The 24,334-nt window shown below is 69.7% G+C and carries 24 protein-coding genes; 15 read left to right on the top strand and 9 right to left on the bottom strand.

Annotated features, from left to right (window positions below; translation table 11 throughout):
- Positions 1–148 precede the first annotated feature (148 nt).
- On the top strand, positions 149–4,054 hold the full coding sequence (locus ACJ8AN_RS24490; protein ID WP_407757868.1) for a tetratricopeptide repeat protein: 3,906 nt from the start codon (positions 149–151) through the stop codon (positions 4,052–4,054).
- 12 nt (positions 4,055–4,066) lie between these two features.
- Here ACJ8AN_RS24490 and ACJ8AN_RS24485 read toward each other — a convergent pair whose 3' ends face one another.
- Positions 4,067–4,543, bottom strand: coding sequence for an SRPBCC domain-containing protein (locus tag ACJ8AN_RS24485; RefSeq protein ID WP_407757867.1), 477 nt, complete (start codon positions 4,541–4,543; stop codon positions 4,067–4,069).
- Complete coding sequence (locus ACJ8AN_RS24480; protein ID WP_407757866.1) at positions 4,540–5,577, bottom strand: RluA family pseudouridine synthase; 1,038 nt, start codon at positions 5,575–5,577, stop codon at positions 4,540–4,542. The genes ACJ8AN_RS24485 and ACJ8AN_RS24480 overlap by 4 nt, the downstream gene beginning before the upstream one ends.
- Positions 5,578–5,714: 137 nt before the next feature.
- Here ACJ8AN_RS24480 and ACJ8AN_RS24475 point away from each other — a divergent pair, with 137 nt between their 5' ends.
- Positions 5,715–6,332, top strand: a complete 618-nt coding sequence (locus tag ACJ8AN_RS24475) for a TIGR02265 family protein (protein ID WP_407757865.1) — start codon at positions 5,715–5,717, stop codon at positions 6,330–6,332.
- A 6-nt stretch (positions 6,333–6,338) separates the two neighbouring features.
- Here the strand turns inward: ACJ8AN_RS24475 and wecB are convergent, their stop codons facing one another.
- Positions 6,339–7,466 (bottom strand): non-hydrolyzing UDP-N-acetylglucosamine 2-epimerase, encoded by a 1,128-nt coding sequence (gene wecB, locus ACJ8AN_RS24470; protein WP_407757864.1) that lies wholly within the window; start codon positions 7,464–7,466, stop codon positions 6,339–6,341.
- 95 nt (positions 7,467–7,561) lie between these two features.
- Between wecB and kdsB the strand changes: the two genes are divergently transcribed.
- The 7 genes from kdsB (at position 7,562) to ACJ8AN_RS24435 (ending at position 14,622) form a co-directional block, all read left to right on the top strand.
- Complete coding sequence (gene kdsB / locus ACJ8AN_RS24465) at positions 7,562–8,302, top strand: 3-deoxy-manno-octulosonate cytidylyltransferase (protein ID WP_407757863.1); 741 nt, start codon at positions 7,562–7,564, stop codon at positions 8,300–8,302.
- A gap of 139 nt (positions 8,303–8,441) precedes the next feature.
- The gene (locus tag ACJ8AN_RS24460; RefSeq protein ID WP_407757925.1) at positions 8,442–10,148 is read left to right on the top strand and encodes an ABC transporter ATP-binding protein; all 1,707 of its coding nucleotides are present in this window, start codon (positions 8,442–8,444) and stop codon (positions 10,146–10,148) included.
- 353 nt (positions 10,149–10,501) lie between these two features.
- Positions 10,502–10,735, top strand: coding sequence for a hypothetical protein (locus ACJ8AN_RS24455; protein WP_407757862.1), 234 nt, complete (start codon positions 10,502–10,504; stop codon positions 10,733–10,735).
- 94 nt (positions 10,736–10,829) lie between these two features.
- Positions 10,830–12,458, top strand: coding sequence for a CTP synthase (locus tag ACJ8AN_RS24450; RefSeq protein ID WP_407757861.1), 1,629 nt, complete (start codon positions 10,830–10,832; stop codon positions 12,456–12,458).
- Positions 12,455–13,291 (top strand): 3-deoxy-8-phosphooctulonate synthase, encoded by an 837-nt coding sequence (kdsA, locus tag ACJ8AN_RS24445; protein ID WP_407757860.1) that lies wholly within the window; start codon positions 12,455–12,457, stop codon positions 13,289–13,291. The genes ACJ8AN_RS24450 and kdsA overlap by 4 nt, the downstream gene beginning before the upstream one ends.
- Before the next feature lie 76 nt (positions 13,292–13,367).
- Positions 13,368–13,946, top strand: coding sequence for a KdsC family phosphatase (locus tag ACJ8AN_RS24440; RefSeq protein WP_407757859.1), 579 nt, complete (start codon positions 13,368–13,370; stop codon positions 13,944–13,946).
- Between the two features lie 82 nt (positions 13,947–14,028).
- A complete protein-coding gene (locus tag ACJ8AN_RS24435; protein WP_331103335.1) occupies positions 14,029–14,622 on the top strand; it encodes a response regulator in 594 nt (197 codons plus the stop codon).
- Positions 14,623–14,745: 123 nt separating this feature from the next.
- On the opposite strand, the gene ACJ8AN_RS24430 is transcribed toward ACJ8AN_RS24435, so the two are convergent.
- The 3 genes from ACJ8AN_RS24430 to ACJ8AN_RS24420 form a co-directional block, all read right to left on the bottom strand.
- Entirely contained in the window at positions 14,746–15,189 is a 444-nt protein-coding gene (locus tag ACJ8AN_RS24430; protein ID WP_407757858.1) for an Hsp20/alpha crystallin family protein, read from the bottom strand.
- A gap of 182 nt (positions 15,190–15,371) precedes the next feature.
- Positions 15,372–15,566 carry a CPXCG motif-containing cysteine-rich protein gene (locus ACJ8AN_RS24425; protein WP_407757857.1) on the bottom strand — a complete coding sequence of 65 codons (195 nt, stop codon included), beginning with the start codon at positions 15,564–15,566 and terminating at the stop codon, positions 15,372–15,374.
- A complete protein-coding gene (locus tag ACJ8AN_RS24420; RefSeq protein WP_407757856.1) occupies positions 15,566–15,925 on the bottom strand; it encodes a DUF309 domain-containing protein in 360 nt (119 codons plus the stop codon). Before ACJ8AN_RS24420 ends, ACJ8AN_RS24425 begins: the two co-directional genes overlap by 1 nt.
- Before the next feature lie 41 nt (positions 15,926–15,966).
- On the opposite strand from ACJ8AN_RS24420, the gene ACJ8AN_RS24415 reads away from it, so the two are divergent.
- Positions 15,967–16,824 (top strand): hypothetical protein, encoded by an 858-nt coding sequence (locus ACJ8AN_RS24415; RefSeq protein WP_407757855.1) that lies wholly within the window; start codon positions 15,967–15,969, stop codon positions 16,822–16,824.
- Positions 16,825–16,830: 6 nt separating this feature from the next.
- Here ACJ8AN_RS24415 and serB read toward each other — a convergent pair whose 3' ends face one another.
- The 3 genes from serB to ACJ8AN_RS24400 all read right to left on the bottom strand — a co-directional run bounded on the left by serB (position 16,831) and on the right by ACJ8AN_RS24400 (position 20,431).
- Positions 16,831–18,033 carry a phosphoserine phosphatase SerB gene (gene serB / locus ACJ8AN_RS24410; RefSeq protein ID WP_407757854.1) on the bottom strand — a complete coding sequence of 401 codons (1,203 nt, stop codon included), beginning with the start codon at positions 18,031–18,033 and terminating at the stop codon, positions 16,831–16,833.
- Between the two features lie 112 nt (positions 18,034–18,145).
- A complete protein-coding gene (locus tag ACJ8AN_RS24405) occupies positions 18,146–19,609 on the bottom strand; it encodes a serine/threonine-protein kinase (RefSeq protein ID WP_407757853.1) in 1,464 nt (487 codons plus the stop codon).
- A 57-nt stretch (positions 19,610–19,666) separates the two neighbouring features.
- Positions 19,667–20,431 carry a TIGR02266 family protein gene (locus ACJ8AN_RS24400; RefSeq protein WP_407757852.1) on the bottom strand — a complete coding sequence of 255 codons (765 nt, stop codon included), beginning with the start codon at positions 20,429–20,431 and terminating at the stop codon, positions 19,667–19,669.
- Positions 20,432–20,534: 103 nt separating this feature from the next.
- On the opposite strand from ACJ8AN_RS24400, the gene nuoE reads away from it, so the two are divergent.
- The 5 genes from nuoE to ACJ8AN_RS24375 form a co-directional block, all read left to right on the top strand.
- A complete protein-coding gene (nuoE, locus tag ACJ8AN_RS24395; protein ID WP_407757851.1) occupies positions 20,535–21,023 on the top strand; it encodes an NADH-quinone oxidoreductase subunit NuoE in 489 nt (162 codons plus the stop codon).
- 26 nt (positions 21,024–21,049) lie between these two features.
- A complete protein-coding gene (gene nuoF / locus ACJ8AN_RS24390; RefSeq protein WP_407757850.1) occupies positions 21,050–22,384 on the top strand; it encodes an NADH-quinone oxidoreductase subunit NuoF in 1,335 nt (444 codons plus the stop codon).
- Positions 22,381–22,890: an NADH-quinone oxidoreductase subunit J gene (locus ACJ8AN_RS24385; RefSeq protein ID WP_407757849.1), complete on the top strand. Its 510-nt coding sequence runs from the start codon at positions 22,381–22,383 to the stop codon at positions 22,888–22,890. The genes nuoF and ACJ8AN_RS24385 overlap by 4 nt, the downstream gene beginning before the upstream one ends.
- 4 nt (positions 22,891–22,894) lie before the next feature.
- Entirely contained in the window at positions 22,895–23,197 is a 303-nt protein-coding gene (nuoK, locus tag ACJ8AN_RS24380; RefSeq protein ID WP_407757848.1) for an NADH-quinone oxidoreductase subunit NuoK, read from the top strand.
- 43 nt (positions 23,198–23,240) lie between these two features.
- A partial coding sequence (locus tag ACJ8AN_RS24375; RefSeq protein WP_407757847.1) for a proton-conducting transporter membrane subunit occupies positions 23,241–24,334 on the top strand: 1,094 nt, incomplete at its 3' end.

The raw sequence follows: 24,334 nt of genomic DNA, 5'->3' as shown, positions 1-24,334 counted from the left end.
CGTCCATCGCAGGTGGAATTCCGCCCACAACGTTCCCGAGGCCGTAAGGGAATGTAGCGTCCCGCGGCGGATGGCGCCGAAGAGACTCGTCCGGTTGGCACGTGTGGCACAATCCGCCCGACCCCCCCTGGCGTCCGGCACGACTCCGATGACCCAACCTGGCAGCGGGCGGCTCCTCGCGGGCCGCTACAAGCTCCTGCGGTCCATGACCCTGGCGGGGCGGAGCGAGACGTTCGAGGCGCTCGATGAGCGGAGCGGGCAACGCGTCGCGTTGAAGCTCGTCCGTGCGAGCGCCCTGGAGCCGGAGGCACTGGAGCGGCTCAAGCGCGAGCTGCACCGGGCCCGGGAGGTGGCGAGCCCCCACGTGCAGCGAATCCTCGACGTGGGGCGCCATGCGGACGACGCCACCGGGGTGGAGCGGCCCTTCCTCGTCGCGGAGTGGCTCGAGGGCGAGAGCCTGGAGCAGCGGCTTTGCGAGCGTGGGCCCCTGACGCCCCAGGAAGCGCTCCCGCTGGCGCGGCAGCTGTGCGAGGGCCTGGCCGCGCTGCACGACGCGGGGCTCGTGCACGGAGACCTCCGGAGCGCCCGGGTGTTGCTCGTCCCGGCGCTGGAGGGGACGCGTGCCGTGCTCATGGACACCGTGTGGGCCTGGGATGACGCGAGCCCACTGGCCGCCGACCCGTACCTCGCACCCGAGCGGCGCACGGGCTCGGCGCCTACGACTTCGTCGGACCTGTACGCGCTGGGGCTCGTCCTGCTCGAGCTGCTCGCGGGGGCACTGTCCTCGCCCGGCTCCGAGGCGGGCGATCTCCTCGAGCACCTGCATCGCGGCACGGCGGCCCCGGCGGTGGACCTCGGACTGCCCCACCGTTGGGAGGGCGTCATCCGCCGCTGTCTGGAGCCGCTGCCGCGCAAGCGCTTCACCAGCGCCCGCGAGGTGGTGCGCGCGCTCGTGCAACCCAGCCGGCCCATCCGCGCCATCGACGAGCCGAGCGTCGCCATCCGCACGGTGCTGCTGCTGGACCTCGTCGACAGCACCCGGCTCGTCGAGACGCTGGGGGATGCCCGCGCCGCCGAGCTCTTCGCCCGGCACGACCAGCTGGCCCGCGAGCTGCTGCATCCACATGGCGGACAGGAAATCGACAAGACGGACGGCTTCCTGCTGCTCTTCGAGCGCCCGGTGGAGGCCGCCCGCTACGCGCTCGCCTACCACGAGCGGCTGGGGGAGCTGTCGCGCGAGCAGGACGTGTGGCTCCAGGCGCGTGCGGGCATCCACCTGGGCGAGGTGGTGCTGCGCGAGAACCCGCCCCACCTGGTGGCCCAGGGCGCCAAGCCCGTGGACGTGGAGGGGCTCACCAAGCTGATCGCCGCCCGCATCATGCCACTGGCGATGGGAGGGCAGACGTTGATGACGCGCGCGGCCTTCGACATCGCCCGCCGCGCCTTCGTGGGCACCAGCGGTGGCGGGGCCGGGCTGGTCTGGCGCGCCCATGGCTTCTACCTGCTGGCCGGGGTGGAGGAGCCGGTGGAGGTGTGCGAGGTGGGCATGCCGGGCAGAGCGCCGCTGGTGGCCCCCACGGACGCGGTGAAGGCCCGGCGGCTCGCCCCACCGACGCCCTCGCTGACCGGCATTCCCGCGGTGTCGAGGCCGGAGCGGGGCTGGCGGTGGGGCTCGGTGCTGCTCGTGCTGTGCGGACTCGTGCTCGCGGCGATGGCCGGCTACAGGGTACGGCCGGAGTCCACCTCCACACCCTCGGTGGAGACACGGCAGAAGAAGCCGCGCCGCTCGGTGGCGGTGCTCGGCTTCAAGAACCTGTCCGGGCTGCAGGAGGCGGCATGGCTGTCCACGGCCTTCTCCGAGATGCTCACCGCCGAGCTCGCCGCGGGAGAGGACCTGCGCATGGTGGCGGGCGAGACCGTGGTGCGGATGAAGCGCGAGCTGTCCCTGGCCGACAGCGACAGCCTGGCGCCGGACACGCTCGGCCGCATCCGCGCGCACCTGGGGGCGGACTTCGTGGTGCTCGGCTCCTACGTGGCGCTGCCGGAGAAGACGGGCGGGCAGCTCAGCCTCCAGTTGAGGCTGCAGGACGCCACCACGGGAGAGGAGGTGGCCATCCTCAAGGAGACGGGCACGCAGGCGGGCGTCCTCGAGCTCGTGGCGCGCATGGGCGACAGGCTGCGGGGCCGGCTCGTCTCGCACCAGCCGGCGGGGACGGACGCGGGACTCTCCACGGCCTCGCTGCCCGCCAACGCCAACGCGCTCCGGCTCTACGCCGAGGGCCTCGCCCGGCTGCGCGCGTACGAGCCCCTCGCGGCCCGGGACTTCTTCACCCAGGCCATCGCCGCGGACCCGCGCTTCGCCCTGACCCACTCGGCGCTGGCGGAGACGTGGGCGGTGCTCGGCTACGACACGCATGCCCTGGAGGAGGCCCGGGAGGCGCTCGGGCTCGCGGAGGGCCTGTCGCGCGAGGAGCGGCTGCTGGTGGAGGGCCGCGTCCACGAGATGGAGAAGGACTGGGACAAGGCGGTGGAGGGCTACCGCACCCTGTGCGGCCTCTTCCCCGACAACCTCGACCATGGCCTGCGGCTCGCCAGCGCCCAGTCCGCCGGAGGCCAGGGACGCGATGCGCTCGCCACCCTCGCGGCGCTGCGCCGCATGCCGCCGCCGGACTCGGAGGACGAGCGCATCGACCTGGCCGAGGCGCAGGTGCTGCACAGCCTCTCCGACTACAAGGGCGTGCTGCCGCTGGCGGCGCGGGCGGTGGAGAAGGGCACCGTGCGCGGCTCGCGGCTGCTGGTGGGCAGGGCGCGGCTGGCCCAGTGCAACGCGCTGCTGCGCCTGGGAAACCACGCGGAGGCGAGCGCCGCCTGCCAGGAGGCCCGCCGCATCTTCGTCGAGGCGGGAGACCCGGGCTCCGAGGGACAGGCGCTCAACCGGCTGGCCAACGTCGCCTACGAGGAGGGCAACTACGAGGAGGCCAAGCGCGTCTTCCACGAGGCGCTGCGCCTCTGGAAGGAGATCAACCACCGGAGCGGCGTGGCGATGGCGACGCAGAACATCGCCGACACGCTGCTGATGCAGGGCGAGCTGGCGCAGGCGGAGCCGCTCTTCGAGGAGGCGCTGGCCCTCGAGGTGGAGATCAACGACCGGCGCAACGAGGGGCTCATCCGGACCAACCTCGCGCAGTTGCGGCTGATGCGAGGGGACGTGGCGCGGGCGCGGCAGCCGGGCGAGGAGGGCGTGCGCCTGAGCCAGGAGACGGGCTACCGGTACGCGCTGATGATGGGGCTGTGGACGCTGGGCAATATCGCGCTGGCGGAGGGCAACCCGGTGCGGGCGCGGCAGCACTACGCGGAGGGGATCGCGCTGGCGGGACAGACGCAGGACCACCGCTACGCGGCCTACCACCTGCTCGGCTCCGGGACGGTGGCGCTGTTGGAGGGAGACCTGGCGCGAGCGCGCAACCAGTACGAGGAGGCCCTGCGCCTGCGCCAGAAGCTGGAGGGCCGCAGCGAGGTGGCGGAGACGCAGATCGCGCTCGGGCTGCTGGCGGTGGAGGAGGACAGGCCGGAGGCGGGGCTCGAGCCGCTGCGCGAGGCGGTGGAGACGCTGCACGGGCTGGGGCTGCCGGATGGAGAGGCGCAGGCGCACACCGCGCTGGCGCTGGTGTACCTGGCGCGGCATCAGCCCGAGCAGGCGCGGGTGGCGATTGAGCGCGCGGAGACCTTGGCGGCGCGCAGCCAGAACGCGCAGACGCGGCTCGGCTCGGCGCTGGTGGCGGCGCGGGTGCTCACCGCGGAGGGCCGGCCCGCCCAGGCGGTGAAGCGGCTGGAGGCGGTGCTGAGCGAGACGCGCGGCAAGGGGCTGGTGCTGCTGGAGTACGAGACGCGGCTGGCGCTCGCGGAGGCGGAGTGGGAGTGGGGCCGGCTGCCCCTGGCGACGCAGCGGCTGCGGGTGCTGGCCGCGGACGCGAGGGCGAGGGGGCTTGCGGGCTTCGTCCGGAAGGCCGAGTCCCTCGGAGGCAATGATCCCCGAGTCGAAGAGCAACCGTGAGGGCCACGCCGTTCACAGCTCGGAAGGGGATTCACCCGCCTCGACGAGCGCCGCGAGCTTCGCGAGTGACAACCGCCAGCCGAGCTCGTTGTCGGCGGGTGGCACGCCGCTCGGTACGCCCTCGTGCACGGCGAGGATCTCGGTGCCGCCGTCCGCATCGGTGAGCGTGAAGGAGATCGTCATCTCGCCGCTCAGCGCGGGATTGTCCGTCTCGAACTCGACCACTTCCACGACCTGCTCGCCTGGCACGAGCTTCACGAAGCGGCCGTGGTACGTGTCGGTGTGCGCGGTCGTCTTGCCGGTCCCGGTCTGCGCGTCGTACGTGAGCGAGATGCGGATAGAGCCCCCTTCGCGAGGCTCGAACGCATGCACGTGGCTGCTCATGCCGGTGGGCACCCTCCACGTCGCGACCGCGCGAGCATCGAGAAGCGCGCGATAGACACTCGCGCGGGGCGCATGGACGCGAAGGCTGATGCGAGTCGAGCTCATGAAGGAACCCTCTCCTCACTGGACGTGGGCCCGGCGGTGACGGGCCGTCCGGCGATGAAGTCCTGGAGGTCCTCGGGCAGGGGCGAGTCGAAGGTGACGCGCTGATCGGTGCCCGGGTGGGGGAAGGAGATGCGCGCGGCGTGGAGGGCGTGGCGCGGCAGGCGCAGGCGGGCCCAGGCCTCGGGCTCCAGACTGTGCTTGCTGAAGCGATCGAAGTAGCCGGGGTCGGGGCCGTACATCTTGTCGCCCACGAGGGGAAAGCCGGCCTCGCGCAGGTGGATGCGGATTTGATGCTGGCGGCCCGTCTCGGGGTAGCAGCGCAGCAGGGCGAAGGGCGCGCCGTCGCGGGTGAAGCGCTGGAGTACCTGGAAGCGGGTGCGGCTCTCCTTGCCCTCCACGGGATCGATGCGCACGGCGATGCGGATGAGGTCGGTGCCCTCGGCGATGGGGGCGTCCACGCTGAAGGAGTCCTCGGGGGGGTGGCCCTCGCAGACGGCGAGGTACTCCTTGTGCACGTCGCGGGAGACGAAGAGGCGGCCGAGCACGCGGCAGGACTCGGTGGTGCGCCCGCAGACGACGAGGCCACTCGTCTCGCGGTCGAGGCGGTGGGCGGGCTCGGCGAAGGCCTCGCCGAAGCGCTCGCGCAGCAGGGAGACGAGCGTGCCCTTGTGATAGCGGGCGGTGGGGTGGATGGGGAGCCCGGCGGGCTTGTCGAGCACCAGCAGCCACTCGTCCTGGAAGAGGGCGGTGAGCCCGGTGGTGGGCGTCTGCGGCTCGGCGCTGGCGGGGCGGCGGATGATGAAGGAGAGGCCCGGGTAGACGGGGGTGGAGGGCTTGAGGCGGCGGCCCTCGCACAGCACGCCGCGCTGGATGATGCCGTGCAGGCGCTCGCGCGACAGGCGGCGGAGCTTCTCGGTGAGGTAGCTGTCGAGCCGCCAGCCGGCGTAGTTCGGCTCGACGACGAAGGGGATGTCGACATGGCCCTCGGGGGCTTGCCCGAAGGGGGTGGGGGTGTCTTCGCTCTGCGCTCTCATGCGGCCGTGCCGGCTTAACACAGCGCGCCAGCGGCTTCCTCCCCGGGTGCGACTGGACGATTCCAACGCGCCCCCCTTGTGGCGGGAGGGCTCCACATGGAATCACTCGCGGCGCCGTGATCGACGAAGGAAGACCTATGAAGGGCCAGACCGCCACGCGAGCCTCACCGCCCATCGGCTCCGAGGAGGAGCTGAGGGAGCGCCAGTCGTTGCTCGGAGAGAAGGAGGCCGTGCGCGGGGTGCTCTTCAACGCCGTGCTGGAGGTGGCGCGCGCCGAGGGAGGCACCGCCGCGGTGCAGGACTGCCTGGAGGCGAGCGGGGAGAAGAAGTTCCTCGACTTCTTCAGCTATCCGGGCGGCAGGTTCCTCGAGGTGCTCTACACGGCGGCGCGGCTGCGCAGCGGAAGCCACGAGGACTTCGAGCAGGCGCTGAGGCGCCTGGGCCAGCAGGCGGCGGAGAACTTCCTGGTGTCCACGGCGGGCCGGACGCTGCGGGTGCTGGTGCAGAACAACCCGCACCGGCTGCTCAACAGCCTGCCCTGGGCGGTGCAGGTGGGAATTGGCGGCGTGGAGGTCTCCATGCGCCGCACGAGCCCCTGGAGTGGCATCCTCACGGTGCGGCGCGACTTCTGTCCCCGCCCCTTCGTGGAGGGCGGGTTCCTGGCGACGCTCCAGGCGGCGGGAGTGACGAACGCGCAGGTGCGCTCGTGGCCGGCGGGACCGGCCACCACCGAGTACGAGCTTGCCTGGCAGTAGGCGCGGTTACATGACCGCGAGCCGCGGCGACTCCCCCACCCCGAGGAGCTGCTCGTACTCGCGGGCGATGCGCTCGCCGGTGTGCCCATCCCAGAGGGGCGGGACGCGGCCCTTCTTCTCGTAGCCGTCGAGGATGCGGTCGGCGGCCTGCTGGATGCGGGCCGGCTCGGTGCCCACCACGAGGTTGGTGCCGAGGTCCACGGTGATGGGGCGCTCGGTGTTCTCGCGCACGGTGAGGCAGGGAATGCCGAGCACGGTGGTCTCCTCCTGGAGGCCGCCGGAGTCGGTGAAGACGAGCCGGGCCTGGGAGGTGAGCGCGAGGAACTCGAGGTAGCCCATGGGGTCCACCAGGCGCAGGCCCGGGGTGCGCTCCAGGGAGGCGCCGAGCCCCGACTCCGCGATGCGCTTGCGGGTGCGCGGGTGGACGGGGAACACCACGGGCATGCGGCTGGCCACATGGCCGAGCGCGGACAAGAGCCCGCCGAGCACCTTCGGGTCATCCACGTTGGAGGCACGGTGCAGGGTGCACACGGCGTAGGCGTGCGGGTGCAGGCCCAGCTCCGGGAGGACCGGCAGCTTCAGCGCCTTCTCGCGGGCGCCGAGCAGCGAGTCGATCATCACGTTGCCGACCATCCGGATGCGATTGGCCTCCAGGCCCTCGCGGATGAGGTTGGCGTCCGCGTCGGCCGAGGGCGTGAGCAGCAGCTCCGCGATGCGGTCGGTGAGGATGCGGTTGACCTCCTCGGGCATGGAGTTGTCGAAGGAGCGCAGGCCCGCCTCCACGTGGGAGATGGGGATGCCCATCTTCACCGCCACGAGCGCGGCGGCCAGGGTGCTGTTGACGTCGCCCACGACGGAGACGAGGGCCGGCTTCTCGCTGGCGAACACCTTCTCCAGCTCGAGCATCACCCGGGCCGTCTGCTCGGCGTGGCTGCCCGAGCCGACGCCGAGGTGGATGTCCGGGGCGGGCATGCCCAGGTCGGTGAAGAAGACGTCACTCATCTTCACGTCGTAGTGCTGACCGGTGTGCACCAGCTTCTGCGACAGCGCGCCGCGCTCGGAGATAGCCCGATGGATGGGGGCCACCTTCATGAAGTTGGGACGCGCGCCGACGATATGGAGAACCTTCTTCATGGTGGCGGGAAGCTAGGCACGGCTCTTGGAGTGCCTAGGGGCACATGCCCGCCGGTGCGTTGCGGCGTCCTGAATCTGATAGAGAGCGCCCCATCATGTCCGCCCCGCGCACCTTCGCCGTCATCCCCGCCCGCTATGCCAGCACGCGCTTTCCCGGCAAGCCGCTGGCCCTCATCGCCGGCCGGCCGATGATTGAACACGTCTGGCGCCGCTGCCAGGAGGCGCGCGTCTTCGACGAGGTGGTGGTGGCCACGGACGACGTGCGCATCCAGGAGACGGTGACGCGGCTGGGGGGCACGGCGGTGATGACCTCGCCCGAGTGCGCCACGGGGACGGACCGGGTGGCCGAGGTGGCGAGGGCCCGTCCGGACGTGGACGTCTGGGTGAACGTGCAGGGAGACGAGCCGCTGGTGGACCCGGCTTCACTGCGGGTGCTGGCGGGGCTCTTCGCGGACCCGGCGGTGGAGATGGGCACGCTGGTGCGCCCGCTGGAGGCGGCCGAGGTGGACAACCCCCACGTGGTGAAGGCGGTGCTGGCGCTCGACGGGGACGCGCTCTACTTCAGCCGCAGCACGGTGCCCTTCATCCGCGAGCCGGCCGACGCCCCCGGAGTGAAGCGTTGGGCGCACCTGGGGCTGTACGGCTACCGGCGCGAGACGCTGCTGCGGCTGGCGGGCCTGAGCGCCACCCCGCTGGAGCAGGCGGAGAAGTTGGAACAACTACGAGCGCTGGAGCATGGCCTGCGCATCCGGTGCGGGAAGGTGGCGGGGCGTACGGTGGCGGTGGACGTACCCGAGGACGTGGCCCGGGTGGAGGCGGCCATCCGGGGAGGTTGAGCGGACGCCCCCTGGCCCCACGGGTAGACATGCGCGCAGGCACGTCCCGGGTTAGTCTGCGCGCGTGTCCGACGCCCCCCAGAAGCCCGACGCCTCCCAGAAGAAGCCGCAGTTCTCCCGCGTGACGTTCCGGCGCCTCATGAGTCTCGCCCGTCCCCAGGCGCGCAGGCTCGTGGCCGGCACCGCCTTCCTGCTCATCGCCAGTGGCCTGGGGCTGGTGTTCCCGAAGGTCGTCGGCGACCTCATCGACCAGGCGCTCAAGGCGGGAGACCGCGCCCGCATCGACAGCATCGCCTTGACCATGGTGGCCGTCGCCCTGCTGCAGGGGGTGGCCATGGCGATGCGCTACTACCTCTTCACCACCGCGGGCGAGCGCGTGGTGACGAAGCTGCGGCAGGACCTCTTCGGCAGCCTCATGTCCCAGGAGGTGGGCTTCTTCGACGAGCGCAAGACGGGCGAGCTCACCAACCGGCTCGCCTCGGACACCACGGTGCTGCAGAACACCGTGAGCGTGAATATCTCCATGGTCCTGCGCAACGTGGCGCAGTCACTGGGTGGCATCGGGCTGCTCCTCTACACCTCGCCAGTGCTCACCGGGCTGATGCTGACCATCGTGCCGGTGGTGGCGGTGGGAGCCGTGACGTACGGCCGCAAGGTGCGGGGGCTGTCCAAGCAGACGCAGGACGCGCTCGCCGCCGCCAACGAGGTGGCCGAGGAGAGCCTCTCCGGCATCCGCACCGTGCGCTCCTTCGCCGCCGAGCGGCACGAGGTGAAGCGCTATAGCGCCGCCACCGAGCGCGCCTATGACGTCGCGCGCCACCGGGCGCGGCAGTCCTCCTACTTCCTGACCGGGGCCTCCTCCGCCGGCTACGTGGCCTGCGCGGTGGTGCTCTGGTACGGCGGCCGGCTGGTGCTGGACGGGAAGATGACGGTGGGCAGCCTCACCTCCTTCCTCATCTACTCGCTGATGGTGGCCATCTCGCTGGGCTCCCTGGCGGACCTCTGGGCGGACTTCATGCGCGCCTCGGGTGCCGCCGAGCGCGTCTTCGAGCTCATCGACCGGCAGCCGGCCATCCCCGCCTCGGGCGGCGAGCGCCCGGCCACCATCGAGGGCCGCGTCGACTTCCTCCAGGTGGACTTCGCCTACCCCACGCGCCCGGACGTGCCGGTGCTGCGGGGCCTCGACCTGCACCTCGACCCGGGCGAGGTGGTGGCCATCGTCGGTCCCTCGGGCGCGGGCAAGTCCACCATCGCCGGCCTGCTGGCGCGCATGTATGACCCGCAGGGCGGCCGCATCCTCCTGGACAGGAAGGAGATGCGCTCGCTCGACCCCGAGTGGCTGCGCCAGCGGATTGGAACGGTGTCGCAGGAGCCGCAGCTCTTCGCCTCCTCCATCGCGGACAACATCCGCTATGGCCGCATGGACGCCACGGACGCGCAGATCGAGGCCGCCGCGCGCACCGCCAACGCCCACGAGTTCATCAGCCACTTCCCCGAGGGTTACCGCACGCTGGTGGGTGAGCGCGGCGTGCAGCTGTCCGGCGGACAGAAGCAGCGCATCGCCATTGCGCGTGCGGTGCTCAAGGACCCGCGCCTGCTGGTGCTGGACGAGGCCACCAGCGCGCTCGACGCCGAAAGCGAGCACCTGGTGCAGGAGGCCCTGGAGCGGCTGATGAAGGGCCGCACCACCATCATCATCGCCCACCGCCTCTCCACGGTGATTGGCGCGGACCGCGTGCTGGTGCTCGAGGACGGCAAGGTGGTGCAGAACGGCGACCACGCCACGCTCATGGACCAGGACGGCCTCTACCGCCGGCTGGTGGAGCGCCAGTTCGCCGCGGCCTGAGCGGCGCCCGCCTCCCCGCCTGCCCTCCCTCCAGGCATGAAAACCGTCCCGGAGGGAGTGGCGCCGTGAAAATGACGTCATTACATCAGCTGCCGCAGAAAGGAGGTGATGCCTTGACCGACAGCAACAGTCAGGCGTCCACCTCCGCTCGTATGGCTCGCTGAAGAAGCGCCATGCGGCGGAAGTGTTGACGCCGAGCAGTTCGGGCCCGCCCGTTTCGCGCACCCCTCCACGCTTGGGGCCGCGGGACGGGCGGTCCCTTTTTGTACCGGGCCTTCGGGAATGCACGTGCGACAACCCTGTTGCAGGTGCCAGGGGGAAAAGGCGCGGTTTCATCCGCTGGAGGCCTGACCTTGTCCATCACACCTTGCCCGAGCCCTCTGCCTTCCGCCCTCCGTGACGAGTCGGCGGTGGAGGTGCAGCGCAATCTGTTCTGCTTCAATTACGACGCCTGCCTTCACTTCGCCGTCAAACGCGGCTGGGAGGGCTGGAGCTGCCGTCACTGCCCGCTGCGCGACCAGCGCGATTGCGAGCCCCAGGCCCGCGACTACGCCGAGAGCCGCCCGAGGACCCAGGGGCACGACTGACTTCCGCCCTTTGCCGGGCTTCCGGGACCAGGCGGGCATCCAGGCCCCCTGACAGAATCATTGACGCCCCCGGGGTCTCTTGGCAGGAAGGGTCATGCGCTCCAAGAAGACCAAGTTCATCTTCGTGACCGGCGGGGTCGTGAGCTCGCTGGGCAAGGGGCTCGCCTCTGCATCCATTGGCGCCCTGCTCGAGAATCGCGGGCTCGACATCACCCTGCTCAAGCTCGACCCCTACATCAACATCGACCCGGGCACGATGAGCCCGTTCCAACATGGCGAAGTCTTCGTCACCGACGACGGTGGCGAGACCGACATGGATCTGGGCCATTACGAGCGCTTCACCAACGCGCGGATGTCCCGGCTCAACAACTTCACCTCCGGGCGCATCTACCACGCCGTCATCCAGAAGGAGCGGCGTGGCGAGTACCTCGGCAAAACCGTCCAGGTGATTCCGCACATCACCGACGAAATCAAATCCTGCATCCGCCAGGCGGCGCAGGGCGTGGACGCGGTCATCGTCGAGGTGGGCGGCACGGTGGGCGACATCGAGTCGCTGCCCTTCCTCGAGGCCATCCGCCAGATGCGCTACGACGTGGGCGGGGGCAACACCGTCTACATGCACCTCACGCTGCTGCCCTACATCGGCGCGGCCGGCGAGGTGAAGACCAAGCCCACCCAGCACTCGGTGATGAAGCTGCGGGAGATCGGCATCCAGCCCGACTTCCTCATCTGCCGCACCGACCGGGAAATCTCCCGCGAGATGAAGGACAAGATTGCCATGTTCTGCAATGTGGACCCGGGCAACGTGTTCACCTCGCCGGACGTGAAGAGCATCTACGAGCTGCCGCTGGAGCTGCACCGCCAGGGCATCGACGAGCGGCTGGCCGAGACGCTCAACATCTGGACGCGCGCCGCCCGCCTGGACCGGTGGGAGGACATCATCCGCAAGGTGTACTCGCCGGGCCGCGGCGAGGTGAAGGTGGGCATCGTCGGCAAGTACGTGGACCTCAAGGAGAGCTACAAGAGCCTCAACGAGGCGCTGCTCCACGGTGGTATCGCCAACGACGTGAAGGTGGACCTGCAGTTCGTGGACTCGCAGGACGTGGAGGACAAGGGCGCCGAGGCGCTGCTGGGCGGGGTGGACGCCATCCTGGTGCCGGGCGGCTTCGGGGTGCGCGGCACCGAGGGCAAAATCATGGCGGTGCGCTACGCCCGGGAGAAGCGGGTGCCCTTCTTCGGCATCTGCCTGGGCCTGCAGATGGCGGTGGTGGAGTTCAGCCGCAACGTGCTGGGCCTCGCCGGCTCCAACTCCCTGGAGTTCAACGAGCACACCCCGCACCCGGTGGTGACGCTCATGGAGAGCCAGGTGAAGGTGCAGGACAAGGGTGGTACCATGCGCCTGGGCAGCTACGCCTGCGCCCTCAAGCAGGGCTCGCTGGCGCGCAAGCTGTATGGGGAGGACGTCATCAACGAGCGGCACCGCCACCGGTACGAGGTGAACAACGCCTACCGCGGCCGGCTGCAGGAGGCGGGCCTCGCGGTGTCCGGCCACAACCCCGAGCTCAACCTCGTGGAGATGATTGAGCTGCCGGACCACCCGTACTTCATCGGCTGCCAGTTCCACCCCGAGTTCAAGAGCAAGCCCTTCGCGCCCCACCCGCTCTTCTCCGGCTTCATCGGCGCGGCCGTCAGCCACCGCGACGCGGGGAGGACGCAGGCATGAGCGCCACGCCGTCCATCGAGCTGTGCGGGCACAAGGTCGGCCCCGGCCAGAAGCTCTTCGTCATCGCCGGCCCGGACAGCATCGAGTCCGAGGAGATGGCGCTGCGGCACGCGAAGCTCCTCAAGGAGCTGACGGGCCGGCTGGGCGTTCCCTACGCCTTCAAGTGCTCCTACGACAAGGCCAACCGCACCAGCGGCAAGTCCTTCCGGGGGCCCGGGCTGAAGGAGGGTCTGCGCATCCTCGGGCGCATCAAGCGCGAGGTGGGCGTGCCCGTCCTCACCGACGTCCACGAGACGAGTCACGTGGGCCCCGCCGCCGAGGTGGTGGACATCATCCAGATTCCCGCCTTCCTCTGCCGCCAGACGGACCTGGTGGAGGCGGTGGCGCGCACCGGCAAGGGCGTCAACCTGAAGAAGGGCCAGTTCGTGGCGCCCAAGGACATCGTCCACTCGGCGCGCAAGGCCGTGGAGGTGGGCAACCCCAACGTGCTCGTCACCGAGCGCGGCGCCACCTTCGGCTACAACAACCTCGTGGTGGACATGCGCGGCTTCGCCCAGATGCGCGAGGCCGGGCTCGTCGTGTGCTTCGACGCCACCCACTCCGTGCAGCTGCCCTCTTCCGGCGACGGCCAGACGGGCGGCGAGCGGAAGTTCGTCTCCCTGTTGGCCCGCTCTGCCGCTGCTGCCGGGATAGACGCGCTTTTCACGGAAGTGCATGAAGACCCGGACCGTGCCCTGTGTGACGGTCCGTGTTCGCTCAATCCCCAGATGTTCGAGGACGTGTTACGTCAGGTTCTGGCCATCCGGCGTGCGTTGGGGCACGAACCGGCGTAACGAGAATTCTGTGGCCGAGCGCAGTGGCCGTAGGCTGTGAATCGAAGTCGTGGGGAGGGAGTCCAAGGGACGCGACATGACGGAGCTGCCGCCCAAACCGAGCAGGGACGAGCTGACGGAGCGCGCCGCGCGCGTGCGTCTGCTCGTCTTCGACGTGGATGGGGTCCTCACGGATGGGGGCCTGTTCTACGGGGGCGAGGGCGAGGTCATGAAGCGTTTCGACGTGAAGGACGGCCACGGCCTGGTGATGGCGAGGCTGGCGGGGTTGCGCACCGCCATCCTCACCGCGCGCACCTCTTCCATCGTGGAGGTGCGGGGGCTCGAGCTGGGCGTCACCTCCGTGCTCCAGGGCCGCAAGAACAAGCTCGCCGGTTTCCGCGAGCTGCTCGAGCAGCTGGAGGCCACCCCCGAGGAATGCGCGTACATGGGGGACGACGTCAACGACCTGGGACCCCTGGGGCTGGCGGGGCTGTCGGCCTGTCCGGCGGACGCCGCTCCCGAAGTACGGCAGGAAGTGCATTACGTCGCGAGGTGCCGGGGAGGCCACGGTGCCGCGCGCGAGCTGGTCGAGCTGTGCTTGAAGGCATCGGGACGGTGGGAGGCCACCGTTCAACACATGAGGGACCCTGATGCCCTACAAGCTGTCAAGTTGTGAAATCGAAGAATTTTCGCTTCCCGCTTAGGTGTCTTATCCTATGAAGGCCGGAAGCCAAGCAGTGCAGAGTGAGGGGAGTTCGATGACGGATCAGCTCTACACGACCCACGACATCAGCCGGTTGCTCCAGGTGGACCCGTCCACGGTGAGCAAGTGGATCGACCGCGGCATCCTCATGGCGTTCCGGACGCCGGGCGGTCACCGGCGCGTGCGCTCGGCGGACCTTCGCACCTTCCTCATCACCCACCAGATGCCGGTGCCCGAGGAGCTGGGCAGCAGCACCGTGCGCCTGCTGGTGGTGGATGACGAGCGGCAGGTGCTCGACGCCATCAAGCGTGCCTTCAAGCCCTACGCGAACCAGGTGGAGCTGCAGACGACCACCAGCGGCGTCGAGGCGCTGCTGCTGGTGAGCGAGCAGAAGCCGCACGGCATGCTCATCGACCTGAACATGCCGGACATCGACGGTATCGAGGTGTGCCGCCGCATCCGTGCCCGCAAGCAGATGGAAGGCGTGCGGCTCATCACCATGACGTCGGCGCACTCGCCCGAGGTGGTGGAGAGCTCCAAGCAGGCCGGCGCCGTGGCATGCCTGCCCAAGCCGCTGGACGTGCAGCAGGTGCTCGACCTGTTCCGCGTGCCGCTGGCGCTCGGGGCGGCTCCCGCCGTCAAGCGCTAGTCCGCGCCCACGACCAACGCGGCGAGGCGTCTCCACGGGGCCCTTTACAGGGTCCCGAGTGAGGGCGCATCGCCGCGCGTGTGCCCCAAGGGCCCGTCCCCGCCGGGCGCTGTGCACTCCCCACTAGCCGTTGACCTTCACCTCGACCACGCGGGGGCGGGACTCCTCACGCCGCGGCAGCGTCAGGGTGAGCACGCCGTTCTCGTAGCGGGCCTCCACCTTGGACGCGTCCACGGTGCGCGGCAGGACGAAGGAGCGGGTGTACACGCCGAAGCTGCGCTCCAGGCGCCGCGCGCCGTCCTTGTCCGAGCGCTCCACCTTGCGCTCTGACTTGAGGGTGAGGGTGTCGTTCTCCACCTTCACCTCGATGGACTTCGCGTCATGCCCCGGCAGGTCGACGTGGAGGGTGATGCCCTCGGCCGTCTCGTAGATGTCGGCGGGCGGGACGAGCTCGCGCACGCCGCTCGGGGACAGCTCGCGGAAGAGCTGGTCGAACTCACGCGCCACGAGGGGGCCCAGGGCCACGGCACCATTGCTCATCTGGAAGGGATTCCAACGGGTCTGCATGGACGTCTCCTGTTCGCGCCGTACTCCTCGCGGAGCAGCGGCACGCGGGTGGGTTTGAAGCGGGTGGGTTGTTTTGGCGCCGCGCCCTGTTTCGATAGGGCCCGGCGCCGCTCACAGCTTCAAGAGAACCATGCTTCGGGACGTGTCAAGGCGACGCGCCGCGGGCCCCATTCCCCGCCGGTTCAGTCGTCCTCTCGCCCCAGGTGGACGAAGGCGTCCTCGCCCTCGCGGGAGATGTGCACCACCCATGGCCGGCAGCACACCGGGCAGTCCTCCACGTACGTTTCCGAGGAGGGCCCACCAGGGTCCACCGACACCTCCACCTGCTCACCGCAGTAGGGGCACAGCAGCAGTTGCTCATCGGCGAAGGGCTGCATCAGCGCTCTCCTTCCTGGAGGGACACCAGCCGGGCGAGCACGGGCCGCGGGCACTCTCCGCCCTCGCGCCAGAGCACCACTCGCGGGCGCAAGCCGCCCACGTCCACGCCTTCACAGGAGGGGGGCAGGGACTCGAGCTTTTCGAGCGCGCGGGAGAAGAGCGTCCACGCCCCCCGGGCATTGCCCGCGTCGCGCTTGAGCCAGCCGGCCGCCACGAGGATGAGGCCCTGCAGCAGCAGCCGGCGCGGGCCGCGCTCGCCCTGCCAGGCCTCCTCCCACACCTCATGGGCCTCGAAGAAGGCGCCGGCGTCGAAGAGCGCCACCCCCTCCGCCAGGCAGGTTTCGAATCCTCGTGGCATCGAACGCGACTCCGGGCCTCTTCCTCCATAGACTGGCGACCATGGCCGCACCTCGCAACCGCATTGGAGAGATTCTCGTCAAGGCCCGCGTCATCGACGAGATGCAGCTGCGCAGCGCGCTCGCCCAGCACGACCAGTGGGGCGGACGCCTGTCGCGCATCATCAGCGACATGGGGCTCGCCCGGGAGGACACCATCACCGAGGCCATCGCCCAGGGCCTGGGTGTGCAGCGCGTGCAGCTGGGCACCGCCAAGGACACCGGGGCCCTGGCGAAGCTGGACGTCGGCATCGCCGAGCAGAAGAGCATCTTCCCCGTGTCCCTGCGCGACAACGGCAAGACGCTCGTGCTCGCCATGGCGGACCCCACGGACCTGCAGACCATCGACCAGGTGGCCGCGCGCAGCCGTACACGCGTCGTCCCCGTGGTGGCTGGCGACCGGGAAATCCAGAACGCCATCCTGCGCCACTACCGCAACCAGGATCCGGCCGTCACCCACAGTGCCCACCCTGCCTCGAACCGGAGCGGCGGCGGCGGCGGTGGTGACGAGGACGAGTTCAAGATCGTCGACATCAGCGGCAAGACGGTGATGAAGGCGCTGAGCGACATCGCCCCGAACATGGCGAAGGAGAACGCCGCGCGGCAGGCCGGTGCCGCGGCCACGCCGGCGCCCGTGTCCTCGCGCGCCTCGGGGAGCTCGAGCGCCACGGATCTGCTCGATGAAATCATGAGCGCCAGGCCCTCCCCGGCCGAGGTGTTCTCCCCCGAGGAGATGCAGCGGCTGGAGTCTGTGCGCCTCAACCAGGAGAAGAGCTCCAAGATTCTGCGCGCCCTGCTCGAGCTGCTGCTGGAGAAGGGTGCGATTCAGCAGCGCGAGCTGGCCGCGCGCATGCGCTCCTGAGGCGCCCTACCCCAGCACCTCCTGGAGCTCGCGGCCGCTGAGCCCCAGGAGATGGAGGATGGTGTCCAGCCCCCCGGCGGAGATGGAGGCATCGGCCGCCTGGCGCAGCTTGGGCTTGGCGCGGAAGGCGATGCCCAGGCCCGCACGCTCCAGCATCAGCAGGTCGTTCGCGCCATCGCCCACGGCGATGACCTGGTCGAGCAGGATGCCCTCCGCCTGGGCGATGCTCTCCAGCAGCTCCGCCTTGCGGCGCGCGTTGACGATGGGCCCGAGCGTGCGGCCGGTGAGTTTGCCGTCGGCCTCCTCGAGCACGTTGGAGTGGGCGTAGTCGATGCCCAACCGGGCCTTGAGCGCCTCGGCCGCCACGGAGAAGCCCCCGCTGAGGATGGCGGTGCGGTAGCCCAGCCGCTTGAGCACGCGGATGAGCGTCTCGGCACCCTCGGTGAGCGGGAGGTTCGCGGCGATGTCGTGCAGCACCTTCGCGTCCAGTCCCTGGAGCAGCCCCACGCGCTGGCGCAGGGACTCGTCGTAGTCCATCTCGCCGTGCATGGCGCGCTCGGTGATGCGCGCCACCTGCTCGCCCACGCCCTTCGCCCGCGCCAGCTCGTCGATGACCTCGATGCGGATGAGCGTGGAGTCCATGTCCATCACCACCAGCCGCTTGCTGCGCCGGTAGAGGCTCTCTCGCTGCAGCGCCACGTCGAAGGTGCTGGAGGACATGGCCAGCTCCAGCAGCGAGCGCTTGAGTTCCTCCGCGTCCCGCTCCGGCGGCAGCGCGATGTGGATTTCGACGGAGCCGAGCTCCGCCTCGGACAAGCGGTTGATGCGCTCGATGTTGGCCGCGTGCTGGGCGAGGCGCTCGGCCACGGCGTGCAGCTCACGCGTGCCCAGGGCACGGCCCACCACGGTGACGACATGACGGCTGGGGACCCGGGCGGCCAGGGCCTTCGGCGCCGTCACGGGCTGGAAGTCCAGCGACACGCCCAGCTCCCGGGCCGCGAAGAGCAGCTCCTTGAGCAGGCCGCGCGACTCGGGCAGGCGGACCAGCAGACAGAGGGTGAGCTGACCCTGCACCACCACCTGCTCGATGTCGAGCAGCGCCGCGCCCACCTCGGCGAGGATGCCGGTGAGGCGCGCGGTGATGCCAGGATGGTCCTTGCCAGTGACGGTGACGAGCACGGAGTCCTGGGGGGTCGGGCTGTCGCTCATGGTGGAGCGAGTCTGACAGCCCGGCGCATCCACCGCGAGCACTCGTCAACGGGGGTACAGCCTGGGGCACGGCGTGGAGCCCGGTGTCACACCGGGCCCCGGCACCGGGCCGTTACCGCGGCTCCGAGGAGAGGATGAGATCGCCCTTGGAGAGGTACTGCGTCTCGGGGAAGGACTTGTAGAAGTCCTCGAGCATCGCGTCGAGGTTCGGGTAGCGCTGCTCCACCTTGTCCTGGGTCATCTTGTCGAAGATGGCGTCCAGGCCGGCGGGGGCCTCGGAGTTGACCTCGGAGGGCAGCGGCGAGCGGCGGCCCGGAATCTGCCCGGTGAGCATCTCGTAGAGGAGGATGCCCAGGCCGTAGACGTCGGCGGCGGGGCCGGCCTCCTTCGCGCGCTGCTGCTGGATGAGCTCGGGGGCCAGGTACACCATGCCGCTGGCGCCCACGAAGACCTGGGGCAGGCCCTTGGAGGCATCCTGCTCCACCACGCGCACGAGGCCGAAGTCGCCCAGCTTCGCGTTGCCGCAGGCATCGAAGAGGATGTTCTCCGGCTTGAGGTTGTGGTGCGTGAGGCCCACGGCGTGCGCGGCGCGCAGCGCGTAGGCCACCTGCAGGAAGCAGCGGATGGCCAGCGGCACCGGCACGCCCTTGCCCCCGCCCTCCTCCAGCTTGCCCTTGAGGCTGCCGTGCAGCAGCTCGAGCACGTAGTAGGGCCGGGCCGTCTCGGTGTTCTGGTCCAGCACCTGGACGATGCCCGGGTGGCGCACCTGGGCCTGGGCGCACAGCTCCTTCTTGAGCCGCTTGAGGACCTCGCCGCGCTGGAGGAAGGAGAAGTAGCCGAAGATGTCCTTCAGCTCCTTCACGCAGATGTCCAGCCCGAGCGCGGTGAAGCGGCCCTTGTACGCGGTGGCGAGCGGCCCGGAGCCGAGGGCCTCGAGCTTCTGGTAGCGCTGGTCCAGCAGCTCCGCGGCCTTCACGGTGGGCGGCGGCGTCACGGGCGTGGGAGCGGCCATCGGAGCGGTGGGCGCCATGGGGGCCACGGGAGGCACGGGCGCGGAGGGCGGCAGCGGAAGGGCCTCGTTGCGCATGCTGGCCACCGGAGGCGGCGCCGGCACGGGCGGCGGCACCTCGAGCGAGAACGCACCGGACGCGCGGGGGCGAGGCAGCGCGGGAGGCTCCACGGGCCGCGGCAGCTCCGACTCGTCTGGCGGGGGCGGAGGCACGGAGGGATCGGCCTGCTCGTCACCGTCTGGCGCGGCGAGCGCGTCCCCGGCGAGCTGCTCGGAGAAGAACTCGCCCACCTCCAGGCCGAACTTCTCCTGCATCTCGCCGTCCACCACGCGCTCGCCCTGCTCGGTGAGGCGCAGCTGCGCTTCCCGGTGGTCCAGCGCGATGTAGAGGTACTTGCGGAGGAAGAGGTAGTAGCTGTCGAACTCGAGCGAGACGGACGGCTCGAGCGCGGCCTTCACATCGGCCAGCTTGTTCGAGCGTCCCAGGCGGCCGTTCTCCCTCAGACTCTGGAGGATGAACAGCGCCTCGCCGCAGACGGTATCGCGGTGGATGGAGGGCTTGGGCATGCGGGCCGGACTCTACGCCCCCCGGCGCCATGCCTCAAATCAGCCTCGGCCGAGACATCAGGCAATCCGCAGCAGCTGCTTCACCGTGTCCAGCACTTCCTGGAAGCGCACCGGCTTGCGCAGGTAGATGTCCACGCCCAGCTGCATGGCACGCTCGCGCGCCTCGGGGCCGCCCGCGGAGATGGCCACCACGGGAATGGCCCTGAGCGAGGCCTCGGAGCGGATGCGCTCGATGAGCGCGAACCCATCCATCACCGGCATGTACAGGTCCGTCATCACCAGGCTGAAGCGGCCCTGCTTCTCCTGCAGTTGCTGCAGCGCGTGGTGCCCGTCCGGAGAGAAGTGCACCTCCAGCGGTACCTTGCCCGCCAGCTCGCCGCTCGCCAGCTTCTTGAGCACGTAGCTGTACATCTCGACGATGTGCGGGTTGTCCTCGACGATGAGGACACGGTAGCCCTCGGCGGGGGGAGGAGCCGTCTGGTCCGACGCGCGGGTCTGTCCTGCCGAGCTCAAGATGTCACCCAATCGCTGCCGGTCCTGATCGCTCACCACCCGGATGCCGACTCCCGCCGGCGCCTCGGCCGACGCGGGCCGGACCCAGGCCACCGTCCCCACGACTTCTACCGGATTCAGGAGCCCCGGGAAAGAAAGTGCCAGTCCCACCTCTTGCCCGGCCGTGAAGGCACGATCGGTCTGCACGAAGATTCCCCCCTTGGAGAGATTCTCCGTGACCTCGGTCATCCGGGCCTGATCCGGGAACTGCACTCGCAGCACGAGCGGTACTCGGGGGCCATCTCGCTTGTCGTCTGATCCCCGGTTCATAACAAGGGGTTGAAATCGCTCGGCATTTCGCTGATGGCCCTGAGTGTAGCGCCGTGGGTTTATGTTGACAACGAAGCCATTCGAGACTTACGAAGCGCCCGCCATGGCGGAGCCCCTGTTCACCCCCGAAGAGCAGAAGAAGTTCGACGCGGAGATCGCGGAGATCCTCTCGCACTACCCCGCGGATCGGAAGAGCGCCGCGATGCTCCCCGCGCTGCGGCTGATGCAGGAGCTGAAAGGCTGGCTGCCCCCCGAGGGACTCAAGCTGGTCGCCAGCCGGCTGGGCGTCACCCCCGAGCGCGCTTATGAGGTCGCGAGCTTCTACGTGATGTACCACCTCAAGAAGCCCGGGAAGTACACCGTCGACGTGTGTACCAACCTCTCGTGCTCCCTGTGGGGCGCCGAGAAGATGCTCGCCTACCTGGAGCAGAAGCTCGGGCTGAAGGCCGGTGAGGCCAACGAGCGCTTCTTCCTGCGTGAGACCGAGTGCCTGGCCTCTTGCGGCACCGCGCCGTGCCTGCAGATCAACGAGGAGCACCACGAGAGCCTGACCAAGGCCAAGGTCGACGAGATCTTCTCCAAGCTCTCCTGAACTCCTGCATCAAGGAACCTGATTCCATGGCGACAACGGCATTTGAACCGCTCATCTCGAGCGCCTGGGGCAAGCCCAACTCCTGGAAGCTCGATGAGTACAAGAAGCGCGGGGGCTACAAGGGTCTGGAGAAGGCCCTGGAGCTGGCGCCGGCCCAAATCATCGACGAGGTGAAGAAGTCCAACCTGCGCGGCCGCGGCGGCGCGGGCTTCCCCACGGGCCTCAAGTGGAGCTTCGTCCCCAAGGACAGCCCCAAGCCCAAGTACCTGGCCGTCAACGGCGACGAGTCCGAGCCGGGGACCTTCAAGGACCGCTACATCCTCGAGAGTGATCCGCACATGATGCTGGAGGGCATCGCCATCGCGGCCTACGCGCTGGGCGTGCACACCTGCTACGTGTACCTGCGCGGGGAGTTCAAGCTGCAGGCCGAGCGCACCAACGCGGCCATCCGCGAGGCGTACGCCGCGGGCATCTTCGGCAAGAAGATGCTGGGCAAGGACTTCCAGCTGGACTGCTACGTGGTGCGCGGCGCGGGCGCCTACATCTGCGGCGAGGAGACGGCGCTGCTGGAGAGCCTCGAGGGCAAGAAGGGCTGGCCCCGCCTCAAGCCGCCGTTCCCCGCGGTGGTGGGCCTGTTCGGCTGCCCCACGGTGGTGAACAACGTGGAGACGCTCGCCAGCGTGCCCCACGTCTTCACCCGCGGCTCGGCCTGGTACGCCGGCCTGGGCACCGACAAGTCGGGCGGCACGCGCCTGGTGTGCCTCTCCGGCACGGTGAACCGGCCGGGCGTCTACGAGGTGCCGCTCGAGGCCACCTTCACCCAGCTCATCTTCGACGACAAGTACGGCCAGGGCCTGCCCAAGGGCCGCAAGGTGAAGGCCGTCATCCCCGGCGGCTCCTCGGCGCCCATCCTCAGCCCGGACGAGCTGGACATCGCCATGGAGTTCGAGGCCGTCAAGGTGAAGCAGACCATGGCGGGCTCCGGCGGCGTCATCGTGATGGATGACACCACCTGCATGGTGCGCAGCCTGTGGCGCGTGGCGCGCTTCTACGCCGAGGAGTCGTGCGGCCAGTGCACCCCGTGCCGCGAGGGCACCCCGTGGCAGTCGCGGCTCCTGCGCAAGATTGAAGAGGGCCGCGGCGAGCCGGGCGACGTGGAGATTCTCAGCAACGTGGCGAGCTCCATCGCGCCCTACCCGCCCATCGGCCTGGGCAACACCATCTGCGCGCTGGGCGATGCAGCGGCGCTGCCGACCCATTCCTTCCTCATGCGCTTCCGCGACGAGTTCGAGGCGCACATCCGCGAGCACCGCTGCCCGTTCGGCGACAAGCCCTGGGGCGCGTTCGGAGACTGGTCGTGAACATCGAGCTGGTTCTCTTTGGAGCCTTCGCGCTCCTGACGCTGCTGTCGGCCGGGCTGGTCATCTTCGCCAAGAGCCCCATCAGCTCGGCCATGTCCCTGGTGGCCACGTTCTTCTTCCTGGCCGGCATCTACGTGCTGCTGTGGGCCCACACCGTGGCGGTGCTCCAGGTGCTGGTCTACGCGGGCGCCATCATGGTGCTCTTCCTCTTCGTCATCATGCTGCTCAACCTGGGCGAGGCCACCTCGACCGGGCCGCGCATGTCGCTCTCGCGGATTGCCGGTGGCGCGGCGGCGGCGGGCCTGCTGGTGGTGCTGGTGATGGCCATCTGGCGCATCCCGGCGGACGCCCACACCTTCAGCGCGGCGGAGACCCAGACGTTCGGCACGCTGGCGGCCATTGGCCAGGACATCTACACCCGGTGGCTGCTGCCCTTCGAGGCGGTGAGCCTGCTACTGCTCGTCGGCATGGTCGGCGCGGTGGTGGTGGCCAAGTCGAGGATCTGAGCCCATGGTTCCCATCTCCTACTACCTCATCCTCGCCGCCGCCCTGTTCTGCCTGGGCATGTTCGGCGTGCTCATCCGCCGCAACGCGCTGGTCATCTTCATGTGCGTGGAGCTGATGCTCAACGCGGCGAACCTGACGTTCCTCGCCTTCGCCCGGCAGCGCGGCGACCTGGCGGGACACGTGTCCGCCTTCTTCGTGATCGCCGTGGCGGCGGCCGAGGCCTCCATCGGTCTCGCCATCGTCATCGCCGTGTTCCGCAGCCGGGGCACCGTCAGCATCGAAGAAATCCGGACGATGAAGCACTGACGGTCGGCTCCCCCCTTTCGCTCCCCCAGAGAGCCCCCTGCCCATGGATCTCAAGACCTTCTTCATGACCGCGCCGGTGGAACCGGCCGTGTACGCGCAGTCGCTGTGGCTCATCATCGCGCTGCCGCTGCTGGGCGCCTTCGTGTGCGGCGTGTTCGGCAAGATGCTGGGCCGCGCCAACGTCCACCTGATTGCCTGCTCGACGGTGGCCGGCTCCTTCGTGCTGTCGCTGGTGGCCTTCTGGTGCGTCAACCACGCGCCGCCGGGCTCCACGCCCGTGGCCATGGAGAGCTCGTTCGCCTCCAGCGCCATCCGCTATGCCATCGGCTACGACTATGGAACGTGGTTCGCCGCCGGGAACTTCCGGGTGAACTTCGGCCTGCTGGTGGACCACCTGTCGGGGACGCTGCTGCTGGTCATCACCGGCGTGGGCTTCCTCATCCACCTGTACTCCACCAGCTACATGGAGCACGACGAGAGCTACTGGCGGTACTTCGCGTACCTCAACCTCTTCGTCGCCGCGATGCTCACGCTGGTGCTCGCCGACAACCTCGTCCTGCTCTTCGTGGGCTGGGAGGGCGTCGGTATGGCCAGCTACCTGCTCATCGGCTTCTGGTACTCGGACACCGCCAAGGCGTGGGCCGGGCGCAAGGCCTTCGTCACCAACCGCATCGGTGACTTCGCCTTCCTCATCGCCTCCTTCCTCGTGGTGCTGCTGGTGTCCGCCTTCAACACCCAGGCCGACGCGGCCAACTTCTCCCAGGTGGGCGGCAACCCGGCGAGCGCCCAGGTGCGCTTCCGCGAGGGCCTGGACCTCAAGGGCCCCCTGTCCTTCCAGGGCCTGGAGGTCATGGCCAACGCGGTGCAGGTGAAGGCGGAGGGCGGGCGCGAGGCGGCCGTCACCCTCGAGTCCACCATCGCCGACGGCCCGCTCAAGGGCCGCACCTTCGGCGGCGTGCTGACGGTGGCGCTGCTGCTGTTCCTGCTCGGCGCGGCCGGCAAGAGCGCCCAGTTCCCGCTGTACGTGTGGCTGCCGGACGCCATGGCCGGCCCCACGCCCGTCTCCGCCCTCATCCACGCGGCGACGATGGTGACCGCGGGCGTCTACCTCTTCAGCCGCATGAGCTACCTGCTGGT

Source organism: Archangium sp., from assembly GCF_045802675.1.
Taxonomy (GTDB): domain Bacteria; phylum Myxococcota; class Myxococcia; order Myxococcales; family Myxococcaceae; genus Archangium.
Note: the sequence above shows the minus strand (reverse complement) of the source record. Positions and strands in the feature narration are given on the sequence as shown.

Bases quoted from the DNA above. Each gene is read 5' to 3' on its own strand.
- ACJ8AN_RS24490 (WP_407757868.1), top strand. From the start codon at position 149: ATGACCCAACCTGGCAGCGGGCGGCTCCTCGCGGGCCGCTACAAGCTC.
- ACJ8AN_RS24485 (WP_407757867.1), bottom strand. From the start codon at position 4,543: ATGAGCTCGACTCGCATCAGCCTTCGCGTCCATGCGCCCCGCGCGAGT.
- ACJ8AN_RS24480 (WP_407757866.1), bottom strand. From the start codon at position 5,577: ATGAGAGCGCAGAGCGAAGACACCCCCACCCCCTTCGGGCAAGCCCCC.
- ACJ8AN_RS24475 (WP_407757865.1), top strand. From the start codon at position 5,715: ATGAAGGGCCAGACCGCCACGCGAGCCTCACCGCCCATCGGCTCCGAG.
- wecB (WP_407757864.1), bottom strand. From the start codon at position 7,466: ATGAAGAAGGTTCTCCATATCGTCGGCGCGCGTCCCAACTTCATGAAG.
- kdsB (WP_407757863.1), top strand. From the start codon at position 7,562: ATGTCCGCCCCGCGCACCTTCGCCGTCATCCCCGCCCGCTATGCCAGC.
- ACJ8AN_RS24460 (WP_407757925.1), top strand. From the start codon at position 8,442: ATGAGTCTCGCCCGTCCCCAGGCGCGCAGGCTCGTGGCCGGCACCGCC.
- ACJ8AN_RS24450 (WP_407757861.1), top strand. From the start codon at position 10,830: ATGCGCTCCAAGAAGACCAAGTTCATCTTCGTGACCGGCGGGGTCGTG.
- kdsA (WP_407757860.1), top strand. From the start codon at position 12,455: ATGAGCGCCACGCCGTCCATCGAGCTGTGCGGGCACAAGGTCGGCCCC.
- ACJ8AN_RS24440 (WP_407757859.1), top strand. From the start codon at position 13,368: ATGACGGAGCTGCCGCCCAAACCGAGCAGGGACGAGCTGACGGAGCGC.
- ACJ8AN_RS24435 (WP_331103335.1), top strand. From the start codon at position 14,029: ATGACGGATCAGCTCTACACGACCCACGACATCAGCCGGTTGCTCCAG.
- ACJ8AN_RS24430 (WP_407757858.1), bottom strand. From the start codon at position 15,189: ATGCAGACCCGTTGGAATCCCTTCCAGATGAGCAATGGTGCCGTGGCC.
- ACJ8AN_RS24425 (WP_407757857.1), bottom strand. From the start codon at position 15,566: ATGCAGCCCTTCGCCGATGAGCAACTGCTGCTGTGCCCCTACTGCGGT.
- ACJ8AN_RS24420 (WP_407757856.1), bottom strand. From the start codon at position 15,925: ATGCCACGAGGATTCGAAACCTGCCTGGCGGAGGGGGTGGCGCTCTTC.
- ACJ8AN_RS24415 (WP_407757855.1), top strand. From the start codon at position 15,967: ATGGCCGCACCTCGCAACCGCATTGGAGAGATTCTCGTCAAGGCCCGC.
- serB (WP_407757854.1), bottom strand. From the start codon at position 18,033: ATGAGCGACAGCCCGACCCCCCAGGACTCCGTGCTCGTCACCGTCACT.
- ACJ8AN_RS24405 (WP_407757853.1), bottom strand. From the start codon at position 19,609: ATGCCCAAGCCCTCCATCCACCGCGATACCGTCTGCGGCGAGGCGCTG.
- ACJ8AN_RS24400 (WP_407757852.1), bottom strand. From the start codon at position 20,431: ATGAACCGGGGATCAGACGACAAGCGAGATGGCCCCCGAGTACCGCTC.
- nuoE (WP_407757851.1), top strand. From the start codon at position 20,535: ATGGCGGAGCCCCTGTTCACCCCCGAAGAGCAGAAGAAGTTCGACGCG.
- nuoF (WP_407757850.1), top strand. From the start codon at position 21,050: ATGGCGACAACGGCATTTGAACCGCTCATCTCGAGCGCCTGGGGCAAG.
- nuoK (WP_407757848.1), top strand. From the start codon at position 22,895: ATGGTTCCCATCTCCTACTACCTCATCCTCGCCGCCGCCCTGTTCTGC.